Here is a 24,756-nt window from a genome sequence, read left to right as displayed (position 1 = left end):
TTTTCTATTTTTGGAGCGCTAAATACTAGGCTTCACTTTCCTTATAGGCTAGGGCAGCGCGGATAAAATCGATAAAAATTGGGTGGGGATTTTCTACTCGACTTTTATATTCGGGATGAAATTGAACGGCCAAAAACCAGGGGTGATTTTTGAGTTCTACGGCCTCTACGAGTCCTGTTTCTGGGTTGCGACCAGAGGCGATCAGGCCGGCCTCCTCAAAGGCTTGCAGATAATTATTATTGAACTCATAGCGGTGGCGATGGCGTTCAGAAATCTCTTTTTGGCCATAGATTTGGGCCATTTTGCTGCCTTCTTGGAGCTGGCAGGGGTAGGCGCCTAGGCGCATACTGCCGCCCAAATTCTCAATGCGTTCTTGTTCCTCCATTAGGGAAATCACGGGCTCGGGCGTTTGGGCCTGCATTTCGGTAGAATTGGCTTGTTGGAGGCCCAAAACATGACGGGCAAACTCAATCACGGCGCATTGCATGCCCAGACAGATACCCAGAAAAGGGATATTATTTTCTCTTAGATAGCGAATGGCCGTAATTTTTCCCTCTACCCCTCTTTCGCCAAAACCTGGGGCCACCAGCACGGCAGATAGTCCCTTGAGTTCTTGGGCCACCGTACTTTCATTGATATGGGCCGAGTGAATATGGCGAATATGTACCTTACATTCATTGCTCACGCCGGCATGAATAAAGGCCTCATGAATCGATTTATAGGCATCTTGGAGCTCGATATATTTGCCCACCAGCCCAATTTCAATTTCATGCATAGGGTTTTTGAGTTGGCCCAAAAAGCGCTTCCAGCGATCTAGTTTGGGCTCATGTCGGTCTAGCAAGCGAAGCTTTGTCAGAATATTGCTGTCCAGTTTTTCCTTGAGCATCAGCATGGGCACATCATAAATACTTTTGGCATCCCGGGCCTCAATCACCGAGGGGGCATCGAGATTACAAAAGAGGGCCAATTTCCGTTTGATTTCCATACTGAGCGGATGCTCGGTTCGGCAGACCAGAATGTCGGGTTGGATACCTGAGCCGAGTAATTCTTTGACCGAATGTTGGGTGGGTTTTGTTTTCAGTTCGCCGGCTGCACGAAGGTAAGGGACCAAAGTGAGGTGGACCGTCAGGCAGTTTTCTCGACCGAGTTCCCAGCGCATTTGCCGCATTGCTTCCACATAGGGCAGAGACTCAATATCGCCCACCGTGCCACCAATTTCGACCAAGACAATATCGTAATTACCCTGATTGGCCAGGGCCATGATATTGCGTTTAATTTCGTTCGTAATATGGGGGACCACCTGCACCGTTTTGCCCAGGTAATCGCCGGCTCTTTCTCGGTTAATCACGCTTTGGTAAATTCTACCCGTGGTCACATTATTGGCCTGCGAGCTATTTTGGTTGAGGAAGCGTTCATAATGGCCAAGATCGAGGTCCGTTTCGGCCCCATCTTCGGTCACATAGCATTCGCCATGTTCGTAGGGGTTCAGGGTGCCGGGGTCCACATTGATATAGGGGTCTAGCTTCAGGACGGTCACTGAAAAGCCCCTGGCTTGCAGGAGTTTACCCACGGAGGCGGCAATAATTCCTTTGCCCAAAGAGGAGCTCACTCCACCTGTAACAAAGATATACTTGGTCATAATATTTTTCATATCGTACGGATTTAGATAAGCGGTAATGGGGGCAAAAATACGGTTTTTTTGCTGGCTCTTTGGCTTATAAAATCAAATTACTGTTAAGGAGTGGGGGAGGGGCCTCCGCTGCGGCCTACGGCCTTGCGGCGCTACGTTTCGGGGCTCGCAGGTCTGCTCGGCCCTTCAGGCTTCACTTCGTTTCGCCTTCGGTCTGGCCTTCGGCCACCCCTGCACATCGCTAGGCCGTTTGGCCTTCGGCCTGCGGCGGCTTTGCCGCCTGTAGGCTGCGGAAAAAGGGGCCAAAATTAAATTAGGAAGTATAGGAGATAAGTTTTATATTGTGAGCAGGAAATGTCTTTAGATAGTGGGAAAATCCAAATCTTAAAACTTTCTTAAAATGAAAAAAGAGCGTTTGGGAGCTTTGTGGTATATCTTAGAGTTTTATAGCTCTGATGTCGGTTATAGCTTTCTTATGGATTTTTAAATTATATGATGTATTATCTATACTAAACCCATTGCAGGCGAAGCAGCATTGAAACCGATATGCTGGTTGAGATACTGGATGACACTATTATACTAAACCCATTGCAGGCGAAGCAGCATTGAAACCCCATAGAGTCTTTGTTAGTGGCTCCTACAAATTTAATACTAAACCCATTGCAGGCGAAGCAGCATTGAAACTATTCTAAAGTTCGCCGAACTTGATAGCGGGCCTTATACTAAACCCATTGCAGGCGAAGCAGCATTGAAACTTGCTTGAGCAAATTGTCACAACACAAACAGTAGATACTAAACCCATTGCAGGCGAAGCAGCATTGAAACTCTCAATTCAACCAGCTCATCAAATCCTAAAATCCTATACTAAACCCATTGCAGGCGAAGCAGCATTGAAACTTTGAATTTAACTCGTATTTTTTTATCATAAAGTTATACTAAACCCATTGCAGGCGAAGCAGCATTGAAACGAGAGGTTTCGGTTTCTTTACAATACCCAAAAGAATACTAAACCCATTGCAGGCGAAGCAGCATTGAAACCCCTTTATTTAAACCCCCCACCAAACAATTCCAATACTAAACCCATTGCAGGCGAAGCAGCATTGAAACTTTGCTAGGATAAATTTCAAAACCTCTCTCATTAATACTAAACCCATTGCAGGCGAAGCAGCATTGAAACCCCAATCTGGGTAGTAGTCAGTAAAAATAGAAATATATACTAAACCCATTGCAGGCGAAGCAGCATTGAAACACTCCTTTGTCTTGGCTAATAAGTTTTAACCATATACTAAACCCATTGCAGGCGAAGCAGCATTGAAACATAATTAATACCCAATGATGCAGCATTGGGTTCGTATACTAAACCCATTGCAGGCGAAGCAGCATTGAAACCCTTAGAAATCCCTGCACTAGGGTTCTTGCTTGACAGATACTAAACCCATTGCAGGCGAAGCAGCATTGAAACTGTTTGCTAGAAATGTGCCGGGCCGAAACCCTTTATACTAAACCCATTGCAGGCGAAGCAGCATTGAAACTACTGAAGCTGCTAAGGACAGCGCAACCCAAATAGATACTAAACCCATTGCAGGCGAAGCAGCATTGAAACTTCCTGGTTGGCTGCAATGAAGTCTGCTGCCGTATACTAAACCCATTGCAGGCGAAGCAGCATTGAAACCGAAGGCTGTTTTAATCTGCTGCAAGACCCCTAGAATACTAAACCCATTGCAGGCGAAGCAGCATTGAAACTTTAAGGGTTTAGCCGAATTCCCTACCATAAATAAATACTAAACCCATTGCAGGCGAAGCAGCATTGAAACAGTCTGACCGTGTTCTACTTCAAGAAGCAAACGTATACTAAACCCATTGCAGGCGAAGCAGCATTGAAACACTCTTAGAAGAGTTGAAGCGTTTCGCTTTTAGATACTAAACCCATTGCAGGCGAAGCAGCATTGAAACTCCGTTAATTTTAATAATGACGTGCCTTTCGAGGTATACTAAACCCATTGCAGGCGAAGCAGCATTGAAACTCTGGGCCCATTCCGATCATTCGGCCAAATTTATACTAAACCCATTGCAGGCGAAGCAGCATTGAAACTCTTTCTAAAGGGATAAACAAAATCTTGTAGTCAGATACTAAACCCATTGCAGGCGAAGCAGCATTGAAACATAAATATTACGATATATTTATCGATGCAGAAATAGATACTAAACCCATTGCAGGCGAAGCAGCATTGAAACTGGGCCATCATTTGGGCTTAGAAAAATTTCTAAAATACTAAACCCATTGCAGGCGAAGCAGCATTGAAACCCGTTTTCCGTTTTTACTATTCGGTTAATACTCAATACTAAACCCATTGCAGGCGAAGCAGCATTGAAACAGCTTTACAAAGCCAATTGCTAGCCCATGGGTTTATACTAAACCCATTGCAGGCGAAGCAGCATTGAAACAGCTTTACAAAGCCAATTGCTAGCCCATGGGTTTATACTAAACCCATTGCAGGCGAAGCAGCATTGAAACTTTTGGATTACTTTCCAAGTACCGTACTCTTTGGATACTAAACCCATTGCAGGCGAAGCAGCATTGAAACAATCTCGTCGTCTTGCTTTGGCTAAGGCCAAGGCGATACTAAACCCATTGCAGGCGAAGCAGCATTGAAACTTGTATAAATTAGACGGCGGACGTCTCCGCTATTATACTAAACCCATTGCAGGCGAAGCAGCATTGAAACGCCTCGCCTGTAATTGCTGCAGAATCGCCTGCAGATACTAAACCCATTGCAGGCGAAGCAGCATTGAAACACTACCGTACTTGACAGGACATAGCTTTGAATGTGTATACTAAACCCATTGCAGGCGAAGCAGCATTGAAACAAATTAGGACCTCCTAACGGAATCGAACCGTTAATACTAAACCCATTGCAGGCGAAGCAGCATTGAAACTACTAAATACATCGTGGACATGTATCTGCGTACCAATACTAAACCCATTGCAGGCGAAGCAGCATTGAAACATTCTTTCGAAGAATGTAAACTTGAACTTCTCATAAATACTAAACCCATTGCAGGCGAAGCAGCATTGAAACAACTGCTTGGCTTTGCTTTGGATTTTAACGTACATACTAAACCCATTGCAGGCGAAGCAGCATTGAAACAACTTATCTATTGCGGTATACTCGCAATTCCAAAATACTAAACCCATTGCAGGCGAAGCAGCATTGAAACCTTTAAAATAGTAAAAGATATACATTTTTTAAATATACTAAACCCATTGCAGGCGAAGCAGCATTGAAACCCGCACTTGATAGCGGGCCTTTTAAATACTCTGAATACTAAACCCATTGCAGGCGAAGCAGCATTGAAACTTTCATATTGAAAGCCACTTTGAACTCAGAGGGCAATACTAAACCCATTGCAGGCGAAGCAGCATTGAAACAGTATTAACGAGTTAAACAACTATATCATGATTAATACTAAACCCATTGCAGGCGAAGCAGCATTGAAACTACTCTAAAGAGCTAGAGTGGCAAGCTTTGCGGCAATACTAAACCCATTGCAGGCGAAGCAGCATTGAAACTGCGCAGGCTAGCAGCCTTAATGAGGCGCAGGTGGAATACTAAACCCATTGCAGGCGAAGCAGCATTGAAACAGAAAGCCAAGATTGGAGTAGACGATTATAAGCTATACTAAACCCATTGCAGGCGAAGCAGCATTGAAACGCCTACCACCGTTTTCTAAACGATGCTGCAATGAATATACTAAACCCATTGCAGGCGAAGCAGCATTGAAACTACCATAGTACTCATCTAAGTAGTCTATGTCTAAATACTAAACCCATTGCAGGCGAAGCAGCATTGAAACGGTGGTCAAAGCTAAAGTCAAAAATTTTGACTCGTATACTAAACCCATTGCAGGCGAAGCAGCATTGAAACTCTCTAATGCCTACTGCATCGATGCCGATGTGGTAGGCATACTAAACCCATTGCAGGCGAAGCAGCATTGAAACAGTACCACGACTTTGCAATACAGCTTTTGAAGCTAATACTAAACCCATTGCAGGCGAAGCAGCATTGAAACAGGACTGTACGACGAGAACGAACCTAATGAATTCATACTAAACCCATTGCAGGCGAAGCAGCATTGAAACTAGCTCTTAATTATTGAAGGCGGGCAAATCTTAAATACTAAACCCATTGCAGGCGAAGCAGCATTGAAACTTTTTTAGCTATTCCAGAAGTCCAAGAAGCTATTCGATACTAAACCCATTGCAGGCGAAGCAGCATTGAAACTACACTAAAGTAGATTTAGCTACATTCAAGACAAATACTAAACCCATTGCAGGCGAAGCAGCATTGAAACTGAATTAAGAAACTCCATAATAGACTGTCTAATCCAATACTAAACCCATTGCAGGCGAAGCAGCATTGAAACTCTAACAGCTCTTCGTAAATTCTTTGATGGGGAGATACTAAACCCATTGCAGGCGAAGCAGCATTGAAACTATTATGAATAATCTACAAGCAGTATCTATGGAAATACTAAACCCATTGCAGGCGAAGCAGCATTGAAACTATATTTTTAAGGGAGGAGAATCTTCCTTTGTTAATACTAAACCCATTGCAGGCGAAGCAGCATTGAAACAAAGGGTCAAAGGTTGCCAGCTTTCACGCTGAAAATACTAAACCCATTGCAGGCGAAGCAGCATTGAAACTGCAGGCACTAGCCTAAGAGTTGTGGAAGACCCTCGGGCGAATACTAAACCCATTGCAGGCGAAGCAGCATTGAAACTTTGGTATGTTCCTTAAGTTTCATAGGCTGCTTGATTATACTAAACCCATTGCAGGCGAAGCAGCATTGAAACTAGTGCGAAGTCAAAACCGATCATCGACCAGTTTCTATACTAAACCCATTGCAGGCGAAGCAGCATTGAAACAGACATTTCTACTTTTTGGAAGCATATTGAAAAGATACTAAACCCATTGCAGGCGAAGCAGCATTGAAACATTCAACGGTCAAACGGCTACGCTCTTGGTTACAGATACTAAACCCATTGCAGGCGAAGCAGCATTGAAACCTATAAATCCTATCATTGATTGGATTATGGAGAATATACTAAACCCATTGCAGGCGAAGCAGCATTGAAACCCCTAGTCTATTTATATACAATACAATAGAATACTATACTAAACCCATTGCAGGCGAAGCAGCATTGAAACCTGGTGGTTCACTCCTTTTTTGATTCGGTTGATTTTATACTAAACCCATTGCAGGCGAAGCAGCATTGAAACAATACTCTTCCTCATTGCTCCCAACGCAGATGGCAATACTAAACCCATTGCAGGCGAAGCAGCATTGAAACACTTTACAGCCTGTAGCTCTCTTTCCGAGGGCATGGTATACTAAACCCATTGCAGGCGAAGCAGCATTGAAACCAGCCAACTCCAACTGGGGAGCGGCTGAAGGAAATACTAAACCCATTGCAGGCGAAGCAGCATTGAAACCTGATGGTGGTGTTGCTGGGGAAGTAGCAGAGTTGGATACTAAACCCATTGCAGGCGAAGCAGCATTGAAACTAAACCGTTGTGGTGTCTTAACAAGATTAACGGCACTATACTAAACCCATTGCAGGCGAAGCAGCATTGAAACTGATGACCATCATGGAACATATTTTAAAAAGTATAATACTAAACCCATTGCAGGCGAAGCAGCATTGAAACATCCAAACATTCCATATAACTCACTACAGATTCCAAATACTAAACCCATTGCAGGCGAAGCAGCATTGAAACAGGAGTTCCTGAAGATCGGGATGCAGCTCGGGCAAATACTAAACCCATTGCAGGCGAAGCAGCATTGAAACATCGTCTACTAGCTTATCATACTGGTGTACCAAATACTAAACCCATTGCAGGCGAAGCAGCATTGAAACTCTCTGGTAATGCCACTGATGGTGGTGTTGCTGGGGATACTAAACCCATTGCAGGCGAAGCAGCATTGAAACTGCCTTGGCTACCCAGTAATCATGGCGGGCTTGGGCATACTAAACCCATTGCAGGCGAAGCAGCATTGAAACACCTTTCGCTTGGTGCATTTGTTTCAATACAACAGTAATACTAAACCCATTGCAGGCGAAGCAGCATTGAAACGTTTAGTGCTTCTTCAAGCACTTGGTACTCTTCTATACTAAACCCATTGCAGGCGAAGCAGCATTGAAACTATGGCAACTCTATCTATGCTCTTGCGAGAGCGTATTATACTAAACCCATTGCAGGCGAAGCAGCATTGAAACGTCTCATGGACTCATTTCAAAATGAACACTACTCTATACTAAACCCATTGCAGGCGAAGCAGCATTGAAACTCATTGATTTTTTACCTTTAATTGTCCATACTTTCATACTAAACCCATTGCAGGCGAAGCAGCATTGAAACATTCCTGCAATAGAGATTGGGGATCAACCTCCTCATACTAAACCCATTGCAGGCGAAGCAGCATTGAAACTGTTAGTCTAGCGCTAGAACACGGAATGTCTCCAGATACTAAACCCATTGCAGGCGAAGCAGCATTGAAACTCATAATAGCCGAACTGAGCGGCCAAAGATGCGATTATACTAAACCCATTGCAGGCGAAGCAGCATTGAAACAGCGGCTGAATTGTCTGGCGTTCCTTTGGCGTCTTATACTAAACCCATTGCAGGCGAAGCAGCATTGAAACTGTAATTATACAGGATATATAACAAAATTAAATAAGATATACTAAACCCATTGCAGGCGAAGCAGCATTGAAACCAGATTATACTATTATTTCCCCTAATCCCCTTATCTATACTAAACCCATTGCAGGCGAAGCAGCATTGAAACCCGTTTATCAGCGGCCAAACACAAGGGATTTTACGATACTAAACCCATTGCAGGCGAAGCAGCATTGAAACGCTCTGATAGATTAAACCCTCTACCTGCAGTCATATACTAAACCCATTGCAGGCGAAGCAGCATTGAAACCCCTAAGTATCTCAACCAGTATTATCCGATCAAGGAATACTAAACCCATTGCAGGCGAAGCAGCATTGAAACCATATATAGGGTTAGAGGATTTTCCTCTAGCCCATACTAAACCCATTGCAGGCGAAGCAGCATTGAAACAATGCAGCCTCAGCACGATCTGCAGCCAAGTCGATATACTAAACCCATTGCAGGCGAAGCAGCATTGAAACCCATTTCCATGATATATGCTTCTAAAAGTTCACATACTAAACCCATTGCAGGCGAAGCAGCATTGAAACCTTCGCGGTGAGTCTGGATAAGGCGGTGGACAATGATACTAAACCCATTGCAGGCGAAGCAGCATTGAAACCTGTGGGCGAAATGCCCATTGTAAATTACCACTATACTAAACCCATTGCAGGCGAAGCAGCATTGAAACACCTCCCCTGCGTCACAGGGAGGATTACCCCCAAATACTAAACCCATTGCAGGCGAAGCAGCATTGAAACCGTGCTTGCTTCGCCTGTTTCAATACAATGATGCTATACTAAACCCATTGCAGGCGAAGCAGCATTGAAACAGTTGTGCAGGCCCTTTCTATTGATTCACAGGCGGATACTAAACCCATTGCAGGCGAAGCAGCATTGAAACTTAACCCAAATGCGAGGTTGTCCCTCAAATTCACCTGAATACTAAACCCATTGCAGGCGAAGCAGCATTGAAACATTTTGTAATCTGCATCTGCAAAATACTCTCTATAATACTAAACCCATTGCAGGCGAAGCAGCATTGAAACAGTTGGGAATCCTAAACGTTGTTTTACACCTTTTGGAATACTAAACCCATTGCAGGCGAAGCAGCATTGAAACAGCTTCTACACATTCGAAATATCCTTCCTTATGGAATACTAAACCCATTGCAGGCGAAGCAGCATTGAAACAATAAGGAGTTTCCTCCTCACCTTCCTCTTTTTATACTAAACCCATTGCAGGCGAAGCAGCATTGAAACAGCCTCTAATGAGACTGTTGTTTTAGTTTTACTTTTATACTAAACCCATTGCAGGCGAAGCAGCATTGAAACTGGCCTAAGCCGTTCATCCTAAACGGCTGGAAAATACTAAACCCATTGCAGGCGAAGCAGCATTGAAACGGGTTTCGATCGTCTTGTAGAAGTTCGCCCACTGCATACTAAACCCATTGCAGGCGAAGCAGCATTGAAACCTGGCCGTGCCATTGCGGCTTTCGAGGCCTTGAGATACTAAACCCATTGCAGGCGAAGCAGCATTGAAACCCCAATAGATTGGGGTATTCGCGGAATTGTACAAAATACTAAACCCATTGCAGGCGAAGCAGCATTGAAACATTAATAGCAATGAGGTAGACGGACTTAGCAGGCATACTAAACCCATTGCAGGCGAAGCAGCATTGAAACAGCCCGAAACGTTGAAGACGGCAATGATGCCGTTTTATACTAAACCCATTGCAGGCGAAGCAGCATTGAAACAGCTGCATTACCTGAAGAAATGCGTAAGTCTATTGAATACTAAACCCATTGCAGGCGAAGCAGCATTGAAACGTTTAATTTAATTTCTAAGGCTCGGATCGTGCCTTATACTAAACCCATTGCAGGCGAAGCAGCATTGAAACTCCATTTCGAACATTAAGCCCCTCTCATCGAGCTATACTAAACCCATTGCAGGCGAAGCAGCATTGAAACTGTTTTACGGTTGTGGCCGCTTCGGTCTCCATAATACTAAACCCATTGCAGGCGAAGCAGCATTGAAACATCGGAAATAACAAGCTAAGTTAGTAATGGGGTCACGATACTAAACCCATTGCAGGCGAAGCAGCATTGAAACAATCCGATCAAAAAGCTAAGCGGGACAAAAGGCGAATACTAAACCCATTGCAGGCGAAGCAGCATTGAAACATTAATAAGATTATTCATAATTTTACTAATGTTATACTAAACCCATTGCAGGCGAAGCAGCATTGAAACGTTGGAGGTTCAAATCAAATGCAATCTACAATTACATACTAAACCCATTGCAGGCGAAGCAGCATTGAAACTTTTGTAGATTTCAAAATCTACGTTAAAGAATAAGTTTATACTAAACCCATTGCAGGCGAAGCAGCATTGAAACTTTTGTAGATTTCAAAATCTACGTTAAAGAATAAGTTTATACTAAACCCATTGCAGGCGAAGCAGCATTGAAACTTTCCCTCATTTCTTAATTTTTGGTTGAGTCTTTATACTAAACCCATTGCAGGCGAAGCAGCATTGAAACAGAGACCTTAACCCAATTTGCGCTCCCCTTATTTGATACTAAACCCATTGCAGGCGAAGCAGCATTGAAACTTTTCTTGTATTTCCCGTTTAGGAGTTTTTCCTTTTTATACTAAACCCATTGCAGGCGAAGCAGCATTGAAACTTTTTCGTCTTTGATTACATTAAATTCGCACATAATATACTAAACCCATTGCAGGCGAAGCAGCATTGAAACAATGAGTTTTGAAAAATTTCTAGATATATATCTATACTAAACCCATTGCAGGCGAAGCAGCATTGAAACTGTTAATAGTAGAAATCCCATTTAGGGGATATATACTAAACCCATTGCAGGCGAAGCAGCATTGAAACTTGAACCCCCTACTTTAATCACTTCCCCCTCTAAGATACTAAACCCATTGCAGGCGAAGCAGCATTGAAACTCTAATCCTTTTGACCAGAGCCATCTCGGCCTCTAATACTAAACCCATTGCAGGCGAAGCAGCATTGAAACTCCCCGTGAATGAACACGGAGTAGAAGGAGGTCTTTATACTAAACCCATTGCAGGCGAAGCAGCATTGAAACAGAGAGCGATAAATACTTATTATTATGAGTAATATTAATACTAAACCCATTGCAGGCAAAGCAGCATTGAAACAAATATTAAGAGTTAACAATGGTCTCTTGGTTGGATACTAAACCCATTGCAGGCGAAGCAGCATTGAAACCTCTATATTAGAGAGGTAAGGTGCCAGTATTTCTATTATACTAAACCCATTGCAGGCGAAGCAGCATTGAAACAGGATAGTTGTCAAGTATTATATTGCTTGACCCAAATACTAAACCCATTGCAGGCGAAGCAGCATTGAAACTATTCAAGCTCCTTAACATTTAGGCTTTGGCCTATACTAAACCCATTGCAGGCGAAGCAGCATTGAAACTGAAGTTGAGTAACATACATTAAATTTAATTTCTTAAAATACTAAACCCATTGCAGGCGAAGCAGCATTGAAACACCTCACTAATTCGGACGGTAAAATTTCCGCCGAATACTAAACCCATTGCAGGCGAAGCAGCATTGAAACAAATAGCCCCTTTGGAATATTCCGATTGCATTAGTCTATACTAAACCCATTGCAGGCGAAGCAGCATTGAAACATATGATGATTTATATATTGAAAAGGAATTTGATACATACTAAACCCATTGCAGGCGAAGCAGCATTGAAACTCCAGCACCTCCGCTGTGAAGGAGTATTGTATGGATACTAAACCCATTGCAGGCGAAGCAGCATTGAAACAACTACTAGCGTAGTCTCTTTGATGTTCTCCCCACTATACTAAACCCATTGCAGGCGAAGCAGCATTGAAACAGTCTTTCCGCCTAAGCTAACGCTTTTGGTGCAAAATACTAAACCCATTGCAGGCGAAGCAGCATTGAAACTCGTTACAGCTTTTTTGAATGGTCTCGTTGGGTATTTATACTAAACCCATTGCAGGCGAAGCAGCATTGAAACGTTTACAGCCAATCTTGCTATAGCCCTTCCTTTAGATACTAAACCCATTGCAGGCGAAGCAGCATTGAAACCACTGCTTGTTCTCCAGAGCCTCTAAAGGCTGGTAATACTAAACCCATTGCAGGCGAAGCAGCATTGAAACTTTACAGCCAATCTTGCTATAGCCCTTCCTTTAGAATACTAAACCCATTGCAGGCGAAGCAGCATTGAAACATTGCGGATGTAGTTTGCTACACCCACAACTTTAACAATACTAAACCCATTGCAGGCGAAGCAGCATTGAAACCTCCAAGTCTTTGGCCATAATAATGGCCTTATCGAATACTAAACCCATTGCAGGCGAAGCAGCATTGAAACTCCCCCACCAGATCCTCCACCACGGAGGACCTTGAATACTAAACCCATTGCAGGCGAAGCAGCATTGAAACAACCCCTCCCGTTGCAGCATACGAGCCAAACAAATACTAAACCCATTGCAGGCGAAGCAGCATTGAAACATTACAGAAGCCGTTGAATTTGAAAAAGACTTTGTGAATACTAAACCCATTGCAGGCGAAGCAGCATTGAAACCGTGACCTTCCTCTTTTAGCACTACTTTTAGTGCTATACTAAACCCATTGCAGGCGAAGCAGCATTGAAACAGCAGTCTTTCCAGCTGTATTGCTTCGAAAGCAAAGATACTAAACCCATTGCAGGCGAAGCAGCATTGAAACTCAGGAGACAGGTGTGACATTAAATCGTCTGTAAGTATACTAAACCCATTGCAGGCGAAGCAGCATTGAAACTTCGGGCTTTGCGCCTTTTTATTCGCTTGCCCTTTATACTAAACCCATTGCAGGCGAAGCAGCATTGAAACTTTCCCATCTTATTAAACCCTGTGCTATTAAGTGATACTAAACCCATTGCAGGCGAAGCAGCATTGAAACAACTGCGTTTGGTGGTACCAGTCGCCCTGATATTTATACTAAACCCATTGCAGGCGAAGCAGCATTGAAACTAAATGGATCTAAGAAATAAGTCAATAGGTCCATTTATACTAAACCCATTGCAGGCGAAGCAGCATTGAAACTACCATTATATTTGCAAGTTCCGGCTTTATAGCAAAATACTAAACCCATTGCAGGCGAAGCAGCATTGAAACAGGAAGATGGAATACTCTTCCTCCTTGCTCCTAAATACTAAACCCATTGCAGGCGAAGCAGCATTGAAACATTTTCTGAAAATAGGGATTACCTTGGGCTCTTTTAATACTAAACCCATTGCAGGCGAAGCAGCATTGAAACACTTGTTCCATAATATCAGCAGAGCAGCCGATGCATACTAAACCCATTGCAGGCGAAGCAGCATTGAAACCTTGGTGGTGTGAAATCAAACTGCACCTTTCTTCCTATACTAAACCCATTGCAGGCGAAGCAGCATTGAAACAGCTTAAGAGAGGCTCTAAGGATTCTTAAGAATACTTATACTAAACCCATTGCAGGCGAAGCAGCATTGAAACTTCTGTTCCCAAGCTAGTCAAACTCGGTTCTACAATACTAAACCCATTGCAGGCGAAGCAGCATTGAAACTAAGGAGTCTGATGTTTTCACTCGGAAGACAAATATACTAAACCCATTGCAGGCGAAGCAGCATTGAAACGTCTGTGTTAAATCTGAAAAACAATCATCAAATTCTATACTAAACCCATTGCAGGCGAAGCAGCATTGAAACTTTCTTACCACGCTTCTGCTTATAAGCGTGGTATTTATACTAAACCCATTGCAGGCGAAGCAGCATTGAAACCTGATGACAGCGATGTCTATGGCTCTGGTGACTATATACTAAACCCATTGCAGGCGAAGCAGCATTGAAACCTCATTGGTTGTACCAAGAGAGTTGAGAATTTGAATACTAAACCCATTGCAGGCGAAGCAGCATTGAAACTTTTTCTACCACCATCTCCAACTTCTCCTTCAAAATACTAAACCCATTGCAGGCGAAGCAGCATTGAAACTTTGGCTGGCATTAGCCAGTCGATTGGCGTGCGGAATACTAAACCCATTGCAGGCGAAGCAGCATTGAAACTTTCACCCCTTTTTCTACCATAAATGCAGATATTATACTAAACCCATTGCAGGCGAAGCAGCATTGAAACAAATGGCATGGTGGTGGAATGTTGTATTATAAAGAATACTAAACCCATTGCAGGCGAAGCAGCATTGAAACTTTTGAATTGTTTTAGGCTTACCACTACAAATTAAAATACTAAACCCATTGCAGGCGAAGCAGCATTGAAACCAATTCCAAGCGTGGAAAGGAAGTCAGAGATTGCTTCTATACTAAACCCATTGCAGGCGAAGCAGCATTGAAACCGACTTACCTCCTCCGCCTCTTCCTCCTTGAACATACTAAACCCATTGCAGGCGAAGCAGCATTGAAACTTTGTAGAATGACTCCAGATGAATGGAGTCCTGCCATACTAAACCCATTGCAGGCGAAGCAGCATTGAAACTTCCACGACGTATTTAGTCTGGCAGCTAAGAACGGCAATACTAAACCCATTGCAGGCGAAGCAGCATTGAAACTTCAGCCTCCCCCTCAGCATCATCTGAGGGAGCTGCATATACTAAACCCATTGCAGGCGAAGCAGCATTGAAACTTTTGTATTGCGAATAAATAAAGAAGCCGACTCCATACTAAACCCATTGCAGGCGAAGCAGCATTGAAACACGTCGAGCCCGTCGAGGTCGTTCCTACAGGTTTCGAATACTAAACCCATTGCAGGCGAAGCAGCATTGAAACTGACAAATGGGATGTCCGAGCCCGTAGCTTAGCTAGATACTAAACCCATTGCAGGCGAAGCAGCATTGAAACTTCTCAGCTGCCTTAGACAGCTTCAAGGGTTTAATATACTAAACCCATTGCAGGCGAAGCAGCATTGAAACAATGAGAGCTTTACTGAGGAAGGAAAAACCATACATACTAAACCCATTGCAGGCGAAGCAGCATTGAAACAAGCCCAAATTTTTTAATAATTTTCTCAGCCTCCTCTATACTAAACCCATTGCAGGCAAAGCAGCATTGAAACCGAATGGTACTACGAAAACACGGATGACCGTGAATACTAAACCCATTGCAGGCAAAGCAGCATTGAAACTTCCTTTATTGAGACTCAACGTCTCATGGACTCATATACTAAACCCATTGCAGGCGAAGCAGCAGTCAATAATCGCCCAGGGACCAGCCCCTAGGCTAATCCAATGGAGTGAGCCCTAAAGGGCCTCAAATTATGACCTACTGCTTTGCTCCATTGTTATTGCAGGGGAGGGCCATATCCAAAGGCCCTCTTTAGAGGGCTGTCTGAAAAAAGCTAGCCTAGGGGCTTGTCCCTAAGCAGCGGAGCAGGAGGCCGTATGGAGATAGCTTTTATTAGTCCCTCAACTTTTTCTTGGGATTTTTGAAGGAAGGGAGAGAGAGGAATGAGAATAAGCCTTTTACTGATAAAACTTTATATTAGAATGTGTTATGGGCTGATGGTTTTAAAACTATCGGCTCATTTTATTGCGCTTAGTCTGTTCTCCTTTGTTGCTGTGGGTTTCAACCCAGAGGTTCAAAAAAACAACCGCCAAACAATAAGCGCTGAAAAAAATCCCCTCGAATGAGGGGATGACGATTTTTTAGCTAGCCTAGGGCTTTGGCCCTAGGGTTCCTATGAAATTTATGGGGGAGAAAAAAACAAAATCAAACTACCGAAGAAAAAATAACTCTTGTTCAAAGCGGTAGAGGATTTTAATCCTCTCCGCACTATAGATGTAGAATGGGGTTGTTGTATGGCTGCTGGTTTCAACCTGCAGCCACAGCTAGCAGGCGGCGAAGCCGCCGCAAAGGAGCGAAGCGACTTGGCCTAGGGGCCTGAAAGGGTGCCGCGCAGCGGCAGACCCAGCCAGCTTGCTGGCGCAGGGCCGAGCAGACCTGCGAGCCCTGCAAGGGCCCGGCCGCCAAAGGCGGCAGGCCCCAGAAAAAGAAAAATAAAATATAGATCTAACTGTTTGGTAATCAGTTGTAAAGGAGGGTTTAAATAGCTTGTTTTTCAAACCGAATTTAACTAATTTTAGAGCTAAATAGCTATTTGTTTTGTGGCAGAAATGCAGTTTTAATTAAATTTTTTAAAAAAATCGGAAAATAAAGTTCACAAAATGGACTTAAGTGACATTAAAGAATAGATCGGCATTTTAGTAGATGATGAACTTTAATAAAATGCTTTAACAGCTATGCCAAGAGTGGAGGCGCAAGTTGAAAATGGTTTTAATTGGAGGGCGTAGTTTTCCCAAAAGATTTTTTCCCAAACCCATGCTCTAGCATGGGGCAAAAAGACAGCATGAAAAAAAATGAGACCTTATTAACCGAGCTATTTGAGCTGGATGAGCTGAGGGCTTGTCAGGAATTGGCCGAAAAATTAATGGCTGAAGGCGCAAAAAGCTCGGCGCCATATTATTATTGGGTGAAGGTGGAATTAGAAAAAGAATCACCTAACTATTTGAATGCCAAGCGTTATTTGCAGTTGGGCCAAAAGCGTTCTGCCGAAAAAGGGCCGCTATATTTTTTGTTTGGCCAATTGATGGAAGAAGAGGGCCGCTATGATTTGGCGCTTCATTATTATGAGCAGGGGCGAGGCGATGAACAGGCCGATTTGGCCCAAGCCAAGTTGCTTTTTTTGTTGGAAGAAGATCTGCCCAAGGCCAAAATTTTACTCGAGAATTTGGCGATCCCCACCGCAGAAAGCTGCTATTTTTTAGCCGCCATTGCCTTGGAAGAAGGCGAATATTTGCAGGGAATTTCCCTCTTATCGCCGATTTGTAACACCGAGTTTGAGGAAGACTGTTTTGAGCTGCTCTGCCGCTTGTATATTGCTTTTGGAGAGGGCGAAAAAGCGCTTCCCTATTTAAAAACCTTGACCGAAAAGGCGGCAGATCCGATCGGCTATATGTCGGAATATGCGCAGCTTTTGCAGGACCTAAAACAAGATTTGGCGGCGGCCCAGGCTTGGTGCAGCTACCACAACAGTTTGCAGCAACCCCAAATGAGCCAGGACCGCATTTTTCTGGAGAAGGCCCAAGATTTTTATGCTTTGGGTTTGCATGAGGGGGCACTCTTTTTTTGCGAGCAGGCCAATCGCCATCAGTTGAGCGTGGAAGGCCTGCGGATGCAGACAAAATTGTATAAAGTGACTGGCGCTCTGGACAAGGTGGAGGATTGTCTGCAGGAGATGGCGCAATTTTATCCGGGAATGGATATCGCGGCTTTTAGCAGCAGTATGGAAAAAAATAATCCAGAGAATGACTTGCCTAAATAAGTAAAATAAATCTAACCAAACTAAACAACCTAATTTTTAACAAAAACACAATTACTATGAAAAATTACACTGAAAATCCTGATCCAGATCAGGACACCCCACCCAATCCCCCTGCGCAATAAGCGGGCGGAAGAGGAGAAGAAGCTTGGCTTTTTCTCCTTTTTTTTGGGGCCTCCGCAGCAAAGCTGCGGCGGTTACTCCCTTCGGTCGTCGAACTGCGAACTAAAGTTCTTGTTGTCGTTCGGCAGCTCGCTGTTACTTGCTTCGCTGCGTCGGCTCCCGTTGGTCGGGTCGCTCGGCCCTGCGCAAAAAACAAGTTTTTGCTGGGTCTGCGGCTTTGCCGCACTGCCTACCATCGCTAGGCCGCTCAACTGTCTTTTTTCTTTTGGCTTTCTTCTTCGGCGGCTGGGCAGTTTTGGGCCCATGGGCTGAAGCCCATGGTTGTGGGTCTATGCAAACTGGCGGGCTAAAGCCCTTGTTTGCTATAAATGATATGGGCCGATGGTTTTAACCATCGGCTCATTTTTATTGAGCTTAGTCTGCTCTCCTTTGTTGCTGTAGGTTTCAACCTACAGGTATATATATATCCATCCTACAGGCGGCGAAGCCGCCGCAAAGGAGCGAAGCGACTTGGCCTAGGGGCCTGAAAGGGTGCCGCGCAGCGGCAGACCCAGCCAGCTTGCTGGCGCAGGGCCGAGCAGACCTGCGAGCCCTGACACAGCCCGGCCGCCGCAGGCGGCAGGCCCCAAAAAAATAGGATAGCATGTTCCACCAAAACCCTTAAAAGCAACATCTGAATAGATATAAGTTTAAGGTTGATCTAAGGCTAATAGAGGAATCAAAAAAACAATTGGTTGATGAGAGTTTTATTTTGTTTGGGGCTGTTAGTCTGCTGTTTTTCTTGTAGTTTCTGGGCGGAAGTTGTCCCTAGAGGTTGTGCAAATATTTTTATCCTTTGCGAGGAGGACAGTTTATTCTTGTATAAGCCATGGACTGCTGAGCAGCATACTAAAACTAAGGATAGCATGTTGATTGAATATAAAGTTAAGGACTGCAGAGGAATAGTCTCCTTTAAAAAAACGGATCTGAGGGAGAACAAAATTTACTATGGGACTTTTCGTAGGCAGCGAGTGGCTTATGAAATGTTTCCCTATGTAGATGAATACAATCAGGACAAATTTTCAGAAGAGCGTGTTGTTTATCTTTGTAGAGATGGAGTATGGAAGCAGCTAAAAAAAGACGGTAGAGTGATAAAGATAGAACGATATAATAAGGGACAGCTAATGGAGGAGAAAGCGTATTAGCTATATTTGATGAGGTAAAAAAAGATAATGAAATATTTGTGCATCAGTATAGCAGCGGAAGGCCGAGCAGCAGAAGGATTCAAAAAAATAGTAGACTTAATGGAGTGCTATAGGCTTCGTAACTTTTTAGTCCAGAAGCATTAAGCATAAAAGGTATAGACTGAAATATTTAGATCAAAAGTAACTTAATGATGAAATTTGGTTTCTGTTTATTCTTGCCATTGATTCTCCTCTTGGCTTGCGTGGCTGAAGTTTCTGAAAAGTCGGAGGAGAAGCTAGAGCAGGAAAATTCAATTAGGCAGTTGAAGCAGCTCAAGAGGCTAGAGGGCTATTATCGGATGAGTTGTAAGATGCTGCTGCATTTGGGCCTGCAAGGAGTAGACTGTGATACATTTAGTAACCTAAATGAACAAAATTATTGGGTGCTAAATGTCATCAATAGCGAATATAGTCCTCATCATTCTTATAAACTGTTGGCCCAATTTAGAAAGGACACGTTTTTTTATACGAAAATAGAGTATGATCTTTACAGAGCCTGCTTTAGTGGACTTCAATTAGCCGGTAGGGATTATGATAGTCTCTATTCTTGGGCCTCTGATGAGTACGAAGGCGCTAAAGATTACTTCATCGTTTATAGTGTAAAAGATAGTTTTTTTATTCCCCCCGATCATTTTAAACGCTTTATGAATGCTCAGTTTTGGGAGTTAGCATCCGTTCAAGAGGAACCTCTAAGGCAGCCATTTTGGGAAATTATTGGTATCGATAAAAACAATAAAAAGCATCTTCATACTATCTATGCTGGAGCTGAATTAGCTAGTTGTGTTGAAATCATCATCAAGGAATCTAGCCTTCCCTTTGATTAGTAAAATGGACATATCTTTGGGGCAAAAAATGCGGAGCGGGTATTTATTATGTCTATCTTTAGTGCCTATTTTTTTTAAATAAAAAACAAAATGAGCTTACATCAACTTCTTTCGTACATCGAGCAACGACCTAGTATGTTTATAGATCCAGTGTCTCTAGACTCTTTATACAATTGTATAAGAGGTTTCTTGATGGAAAAAGATTTTTCGGATAAAGTATGCGAAGATGATCCTGCCTTTGATTTATTTCATCACTGGGTAATTACGAAGTTAGGGCCTGATATAAACCTAGCATATAATTGGCACAAGATCTTAAAACAAAAGTTTCATAATGAAGAACAGCGGTTGAAGGTCTTTTTTGATTTATATAACTCCTTCTCAAAAATAAAAGGAGTGAGCTACTCTTTAGGTGTAGTTGGCAATCATGGAGAGCCCAAAGTCATTGATTACCGGGAAGACAATATTGGCTTAATCCTTATCTATGAAAGAAGATATCATTTTGATGACTTAGAGAGTATGCAAGATTATGTAAAAAATAACTCTTACTTTGATTTTGAGTTCGATTTTCAAAAACTACTGCAGAGCTAAGCTCTAAAGGTCCAAATAGATCGCCCTAACCTTTAGGTTAGATAAAAAAGTTATAAAAGTAGGCAGCAAAATTGACATTTAACTATGAAGGCAGAACCTAAGCTGATCGTATGGGCAATATTTTTTTGCTTTCAAATTTGTGTTTGTCAGGGGCAGAACTGGGAGCCTCCTAAGGGGAATAAGTTTTTTTCTAAAGTAGAAAACATAAAAACTGGGGCTCTTCTTACGGGCTTGAGAAATGATACACTTTTTGTGTTGTTTTATGATAGACTGTTAAAGGTGGAGTTCTATTCGGCTATTGCGGATTTAAGCTGCGATAGTTGTACCTTTTTTGAGGAAACGTATAATTTTAGATCGAATTCTGGAAATCTTGATTCAAAACTACAGTCTACACTTGAAAATAATGGAGATACGCTATTTGTTATAGAGCAAAAAACACATCATAGACATCAATTCCTATCTGAGGATCGCCGCTACGAAGATTTGTGTGTGTTGAAGCGGTATGTTTTTTACTCTAAAAAAAAGGGGATTTACAGAATAGATTATGCCGCTAAAAAGAATGCTGCTGATTGCGCCAAACTAGGGTGGCAGTATATTGAAGGTGATTTTATCTATACATTTGGTCTCAAGTAACTTGAAATTTTGGGGCCTCCCGCCTTCGGCGGGCGCTACGTTTCGGGGCTCGCTGTTCGCTCGGCCCTGCGCGGGCTGAGCCCGCTTGGTCTGGCCTTCGGCCACCCCTGCACATCGCTAGGCCGTTTGGCCTTCGGCCATGGCGGCTTTGCCGCCTGCAATTCATCGTCTAGGGACAAGCCCCAAGCTGTAGAAGAAGATTCTAAATAGCTCTTGTTAGTCCCACAACTTTTTCTTATTTCTTTTGAGGGAAGGGGAAGGTAGAATAAGCCCTTTTAGGAACTAGTTGGTTTTGGGCCCATGGGCTAAAGCCCTAGTTTGCTGTTTATTAGAACTCATTATGGGCCGATGGTTGAAACCATCGGTCCATTTTCATTGCGCTTAGTCTGGCCTCCTTTGTAGCAGTGGGTTTTAACCCACTGGTCTTCTTATTATATAGTCGCTTAGGGGCTTGTTTCTAGGCAGCGGAGCAGATAGTATTGAGATAGCTTTTATTAGTCCCTCAACTTTTTCTTGAGAGTTTTGAAGGAAGGGAGAGAGGGGAGGAAAAAGCCTTTTAACGGCTGGGCAGTTTTGCGACCATGGGCTGAAGCCCATGGTTGTAGGACTATGCAAACTGGCGGGCTAAAGCCCTTGTTTGCTATAAAAATGGAAAAGGTTCGCTCCTCAAAAACAACAACCGTCCAACCACAACGGCGAAGAAAAATCCCCTCGAAGGAGGGGATGACGATTTTTTGCTTAGCCTAGGGCCTTGGCCCTAGGGTTCCTATGAAATTTATGGGGGAGAAAAAAACAAAATCAAACTACCGAAGAAAAAAATAACCCTTGTTCAAAGCGGTAGAGGATTTTAATCCTCTCCGCACTATAGATATAGAATAGGGTTGTTGTATGGCTGCTGGTTTCAACCTGCAGCCACAGCTAGCAGGCGGCGAAGCCGCCGCAAAGGAGCGAAGCGACTTGGCCTAGGGATGGACAGCAGTGGCCGTTAGGCCAGACCGAGGCGCTGAAAGCGCCGAAGGGCCGAGCGAACAGCGAGCTGCGAAACAGCCCGGCCGCCGCAGGCGGCAGGCCCCCAAAAAAGAAACAGCAGTAGAAAGGTGATGTTAGAAATTAGCGCCAAAAGGGACCACTTGAGCATCTGTTGAAATATGAAGTATTTTTTATTTGTAATTGTCCTTTTATTGGCGGCTTGTCATAGCCAAAAGCCTTTGCCAGGGCAATACGTAGAGACTGGCTCAAATCCAGTGGTTAGCATATCAATTGATGAAAAAGATAGTTTTTCTTATGAATTTAAAGGCGGTTTGAGTCATTATGAAGTTAAAGGTAAACTGCTCAAAGTAAAAGGAGGGTATCGCTTTGACTATGAGGCAAAAGTTCCCATTTTGATAAGGCAAGAACCCGCTTCAGCGAACGATAGTTTGAGCTTGACTGTCGTGGGGGCTGCTGCAGAACTCTTTGGATTAAATGCCTTTGATATTAGGAATGAAAAAGGAGTTTTTTATGCTAAGGCCGTTAATGAGACAACAATAAATGAGCTTGATTTTGCTCATCTGAGTCATCGTTTAACCTTTGCTAAAGATAGTGTACCTCTGCAGTTAATCATTAGTTTTCGCTCTTGGGAAGCGCCAATCATCATTAGGCGAGAAGACTGGAAAGAGCAAGATGTAGTACTGGAGCTTTATGAGGGACCTATTATTCGGCTCCGTTTACTAAAAGTAAGTCGATCAGCGAAAAGGATGAGGATAGAATGGAGTATAAATAATACTCCAGCTCATAAATCAGAGTTGGAAATTAGGCCGAGTTATTGAGTATTTTCAAGGGCCCGGCCGCCAAAGGCGGCAGGCCCCAAAAAATTATTTTCGCAATTCGAGAAGTTCCCGAAAAGAAAGTTGGCCAATCAAAAAGGCGCTGAAAAGAGAAGCCGCGCCCGCCAACAAAATCTTGAACCAAAAAATAAGGGGCAAAAATTGACTGCCGTAAAAAATGCCGAAACTCAATGCACTGCCCAAAATGAAGCGGAAAAATAAGGCCAAAGAGAAGTAGGAACGCAAGGCTGGGAAATAGCGAAAACTCAATAACATCTCCGTAATGGCAATGAAAAACTGCGTGATTAGGGTGGCCACAGCCGCTCCCAAAGCCCCATAAGTTGGAATCCAGAGCAGATTGAGGCCAAAATTGAGGACTACCCCAAAGGCAAAAAAGATATTCATCCCCTTGAGACGAGCCGCTGCCGTGAGAAAAGGACCAAAAATATAGATGAGTCCAGCAGCATTGGCCGAAAACAACAAAATCTGAAGCAAAAGAGGGGTCTGGGCATGGCTACTTTCATAAAGGGCCGGGGCGAGCTCCTCGGCATAAAAGAAGAGGGCAATGCTGAGCGAGACAGATAAAAAACTCATCCAGCGGAAAGCCGTGGCCATCAATTGGCCCAAATCTTTGAGCTGCAAAGGCCGCAGCAAACGAGAAAACATAGGCAACAACAAACCCGCAAATAAATAGGCAATCATGTTAAAGGCATCGAGCAAACGATAGGCAAAAGCATATTGGTCGGCCTCCAGTTTTCCCTCCTCCGCAGGTAGCAAACGCTCAATCATCACGGCATCCATACGGCTGTATAAGGTCATCAGCAAAATGACAAAGGCATAAGGCAAGGCCTGCTTGAGCAAAATGTACATCCGCCTAGGCGAAATGCGCCACCCCAAAGGACCCTCTACTTTTTGGGCCAAAAAAAGCGCGCAAATCAAAAAACTGAGGGCATAACCCAGAGATTGCGCCTGCACAAACTGAACAATATCAAAGGGCCCAAAAGGTTCGGCCCAAAGTAAGACGTAAAGCAAAATAATGAGCAGCAATTTATCCAAGGCCGATAGCAAACTGTCGAGCCGATAAAAGGCCATGGCCGATAAATTGGAACGCAAAAATAAAATGCCACTCAATAAAAACTGATTGAGGAGGATATAGGGCAATATCCGCCAAGCCGCCTCTCCATAACCCATCAGAAAAGCAGCCCCAAAGGCCAAGGCAAAATAACCCAAGCCCAAAACCGCCTTGAGACTGAGCAGCATCGGCAAATAGGCAGCGCGCAAATTTTCTTGCTGCGAAATAAACCGACTATTAAATTGTAGCAAACCCAAATCGGCTAGGAGCTGAAAAATAAAGGCAAAATTGAACAAACTAAAGTACAAGCCATACTCCCCATCATCCAAACGGTTTTGGACCTGTAGGTCGATCCCAAAAATATAAAATGGCTTTATCAGCAGGTTGATGCCCACCAATAAAGCCAAATTTAATAGAAATGTTTTCTTCATTAGGTCGAACTTAGAAGCCAAACATTCCACCCAAATCCCCCATGCCTGGAGGCAAGATGTCTTTGAGCATGTTCTGCGTCTCGGCCGCTTCTTTTTCTGCTGCCGCCGCCAAAACTCGGTTCATGGCCGTAAGCAACAAGTCTTCTAGCTCTTCATGATCGTCCAAAGAAAGCTCGGGGTCAATTTTGATGTCCAAAATCTGACGAGCTGCATTGGCCCGGATCTGAATGGCTCCGCCGCCAGCCTGAGCGCTGACCTCAATTTGCGTGAGGCGCTGACGCATTTTCTCTTGTTGTTCCTGAATATTTCCAAACATAGTAGTCGCTAATTTTTT

General features: G+C 43.5%; 9 protein-coding genes and 1 CRISPR repeat array. Of the genes, 6 read left to right on the top strand and 3 right to left on the bottom strand.

Translation table 11 applies throughout. From position 1 onward, the window contains the following. Positions 1–25: 25 nt before the first annotated feature. Positions 26–1,639, bottom strand: coding sequence for a CTP synthase (gene pyrG, locus OP864_RS00535; RefSeq protein ID WP_349294439.1), 1,614 nt, complete (start codon positions 1,637–1,639; stop codon positions 26–28). 497 nt (positions 1,640–2,136) lie between these two features. Beyond that, a CRISPR array of direct repeats spans positions 2,137–15,601; the repeat unit is 36 nt; unit sequence ATACTAAACCCATTGCAGGCGAAGCAGCATTGAAAC. 1,150 nt (positions 15,602–16,751) lie between these two features. Here pyrG and OP864_RS00530 point away from each other — a divergent pair. The 6 genes from OP864_RS00530 to OP864_RS00505 all read left to right on the top strand — a co-directional run bounded on the left by OP864_RS00530 (position 16,752) and on the right by OP864_RS00505 (position 22,922). Next, positions 16,752–17,726: a tetratricopeptide repeat protein gene (locus tag OP864_RS00530; protein WP_270099378.1), complete on the top strand. Its 975-nt coding sequence runs from the start codon at positions 16,752–16,754 to the stop codon at positions 17,724–17,726. A gap of 1,025 nt (positions 17,727–18,751) precedes the next feature. After that, positions 18,752–19,030 carry a hypothetical protein gene (locus tag OP864_RS00525; protein WP_270099377.1) on the top strand — a complete coding sequence of 93 codons (279 nt, stop codon included), beginning with the start codon at positions 18,752–18,754 and terminating at the stop codon, positions 19,028–19,030. A 188-nt stretch (positions 19,031–19,218) separates the two neighbouring features. Then, entirely contained in the window at positions 19,219–19,893 is a 675-nt protein-coding gene (locus OP864_RS00520) for a hypothetical protein (protein ID WP_270099376.1), read from the top strand. Between the two features lie 393 nt (positions 19,894–20,286). Beyond that, positions 20,287–20,481: a hypothetical protein gene (locus OP864_RS00515; protein WP_270099375.1), complete on the top strand. Its 195-nt coding sequence runs from the start codon at positions 20,287–20,289 to the stop codon at positions 20,479–20,481. An 84-nt stretch (positions 20,482–20,565) separates the two neighbouring features. Further along, a complete protein-coding gene (locus OP864_RS00510) occupies positions 20,566–21,114 on the top strand; it encodes a hypothetical protein (RefSeq protein ID WP_270099374.1) in 549 nt (182 codons plus the stop codon). Between the two features lie 1,148 nt (positions 21,115–22,262). Further along, positions 22,263–22,922 carry a hypothetical protein gene (locus OP864_RS00505; RefSeq protein ID WP_270099373.1) on the top strand — a complete coding sequence of 220 codons (660 nt, stop codon included), beginning with the start codon at positions 22,263–22,265 and terminating at the stop codon, positions 22,920–22,922. Positions 22,923–22,967: 45 nt separating this feature from the next. On the opposite strand, the gene OP864_RS00500 is transcribed toward OP864_RS00505, so the two are convergent. Further along, positions 22,968–24,422, bottom strand: a complete 1,455-nt coding sequence (locus tag OP864_RS00500) for an MATE family efflux transporter (protein WP_270099372.1) — start codon at positions 24,420–24,422, stop codon at positions 22,968–22,970. A gap of 10 nt (positions 24,423–24,432) precedes the next feature. After that, on the bottom strand, positions 24,433–24,738 hold the full coding sequence (locus OP864_RS00495; protein ID WP_014373146.1) for a YbaB/EbfC family nucleoid-associated protein: 306 nt from the start codon (positions 24,736–24,738) through the stop codon (positions 24,433–24,435). Positions 24,739–24,756 lie beyond the last annotated feature (18 nt).

This window comes from Saprospira grandis, assembly GCF_027594745.1.
In the GTDB taxonomy this organism is placed as follows: Bacteria; Bacteroidota; Bacteroidia; order Chitinophagales; family Saprospiraceae; genus Saprospira; species Saprospira grandis.
Note: the sequence above shows the minus strand (reverse complement) of the source record. Positions and strands in the feature narration are given on the sequence as shown.

Excerpts from the sequence above, each read along its gene's own strand:
- OP864_RS00505 (WP_270099373.1), top strand. The coding sequence starts at position 22,263 with ATGAAGTATTTTTTATTTGTAATTGTCCTTTTATTGGCGGCTTGTCAT.
- OP864_RS00520 (WP_270099376.1), top strand. The coding sequence starts at position 19,219 with ATGATGAAATTTGGTTTCTGTTTATTCTTGCCATTGATTCTCCTCTTG.
- OP864_RS00510 (WP_270099374.1), top strand. The coding sequence starts at position 20,566 with ATGAAGGCAGAACCTAAGCTGATCGTATGGGCAATATTTTTTTGCTTT.
- pyrG (WP_349294439.1), bottom strand. The coding sequence starts at position 1,639 with ATGACCAAGTATATCTTTGTTACAGGTGGAGTGAGCTCCTCTTTGGGC.
- OP864_RS00525 (WP_270099377.1), top strand. The coding sequence starts at position 18,752 with ATGTTGATTGAATATAAAGTTAAGGACTGCAGAGGAATAGTCTCCTTT.
- OP864_RS00530 (WP_270099378.1), top strand. The coding sequence starts at position 16,752 with ATGAAAAAAAATGAGACCTTATTAACCGAGCTATTTGAGCTGGATGAG.
- OP864_RS00495 (WP_014373146.1), bottom strand. The coding sequence starts at position 24,738 with ATGTTTGGAAATATTCAGGAACAACAAGAGAAAATGCGTCAGCGCCTC.
- OP864_RS00500 (WP_270099372.1), bottom strand. The coding sequence starts at position 24,422 with ATGAAGAAAACATTTCTATTAAATTTGGCTTTATTGGTGGGCATCAAC.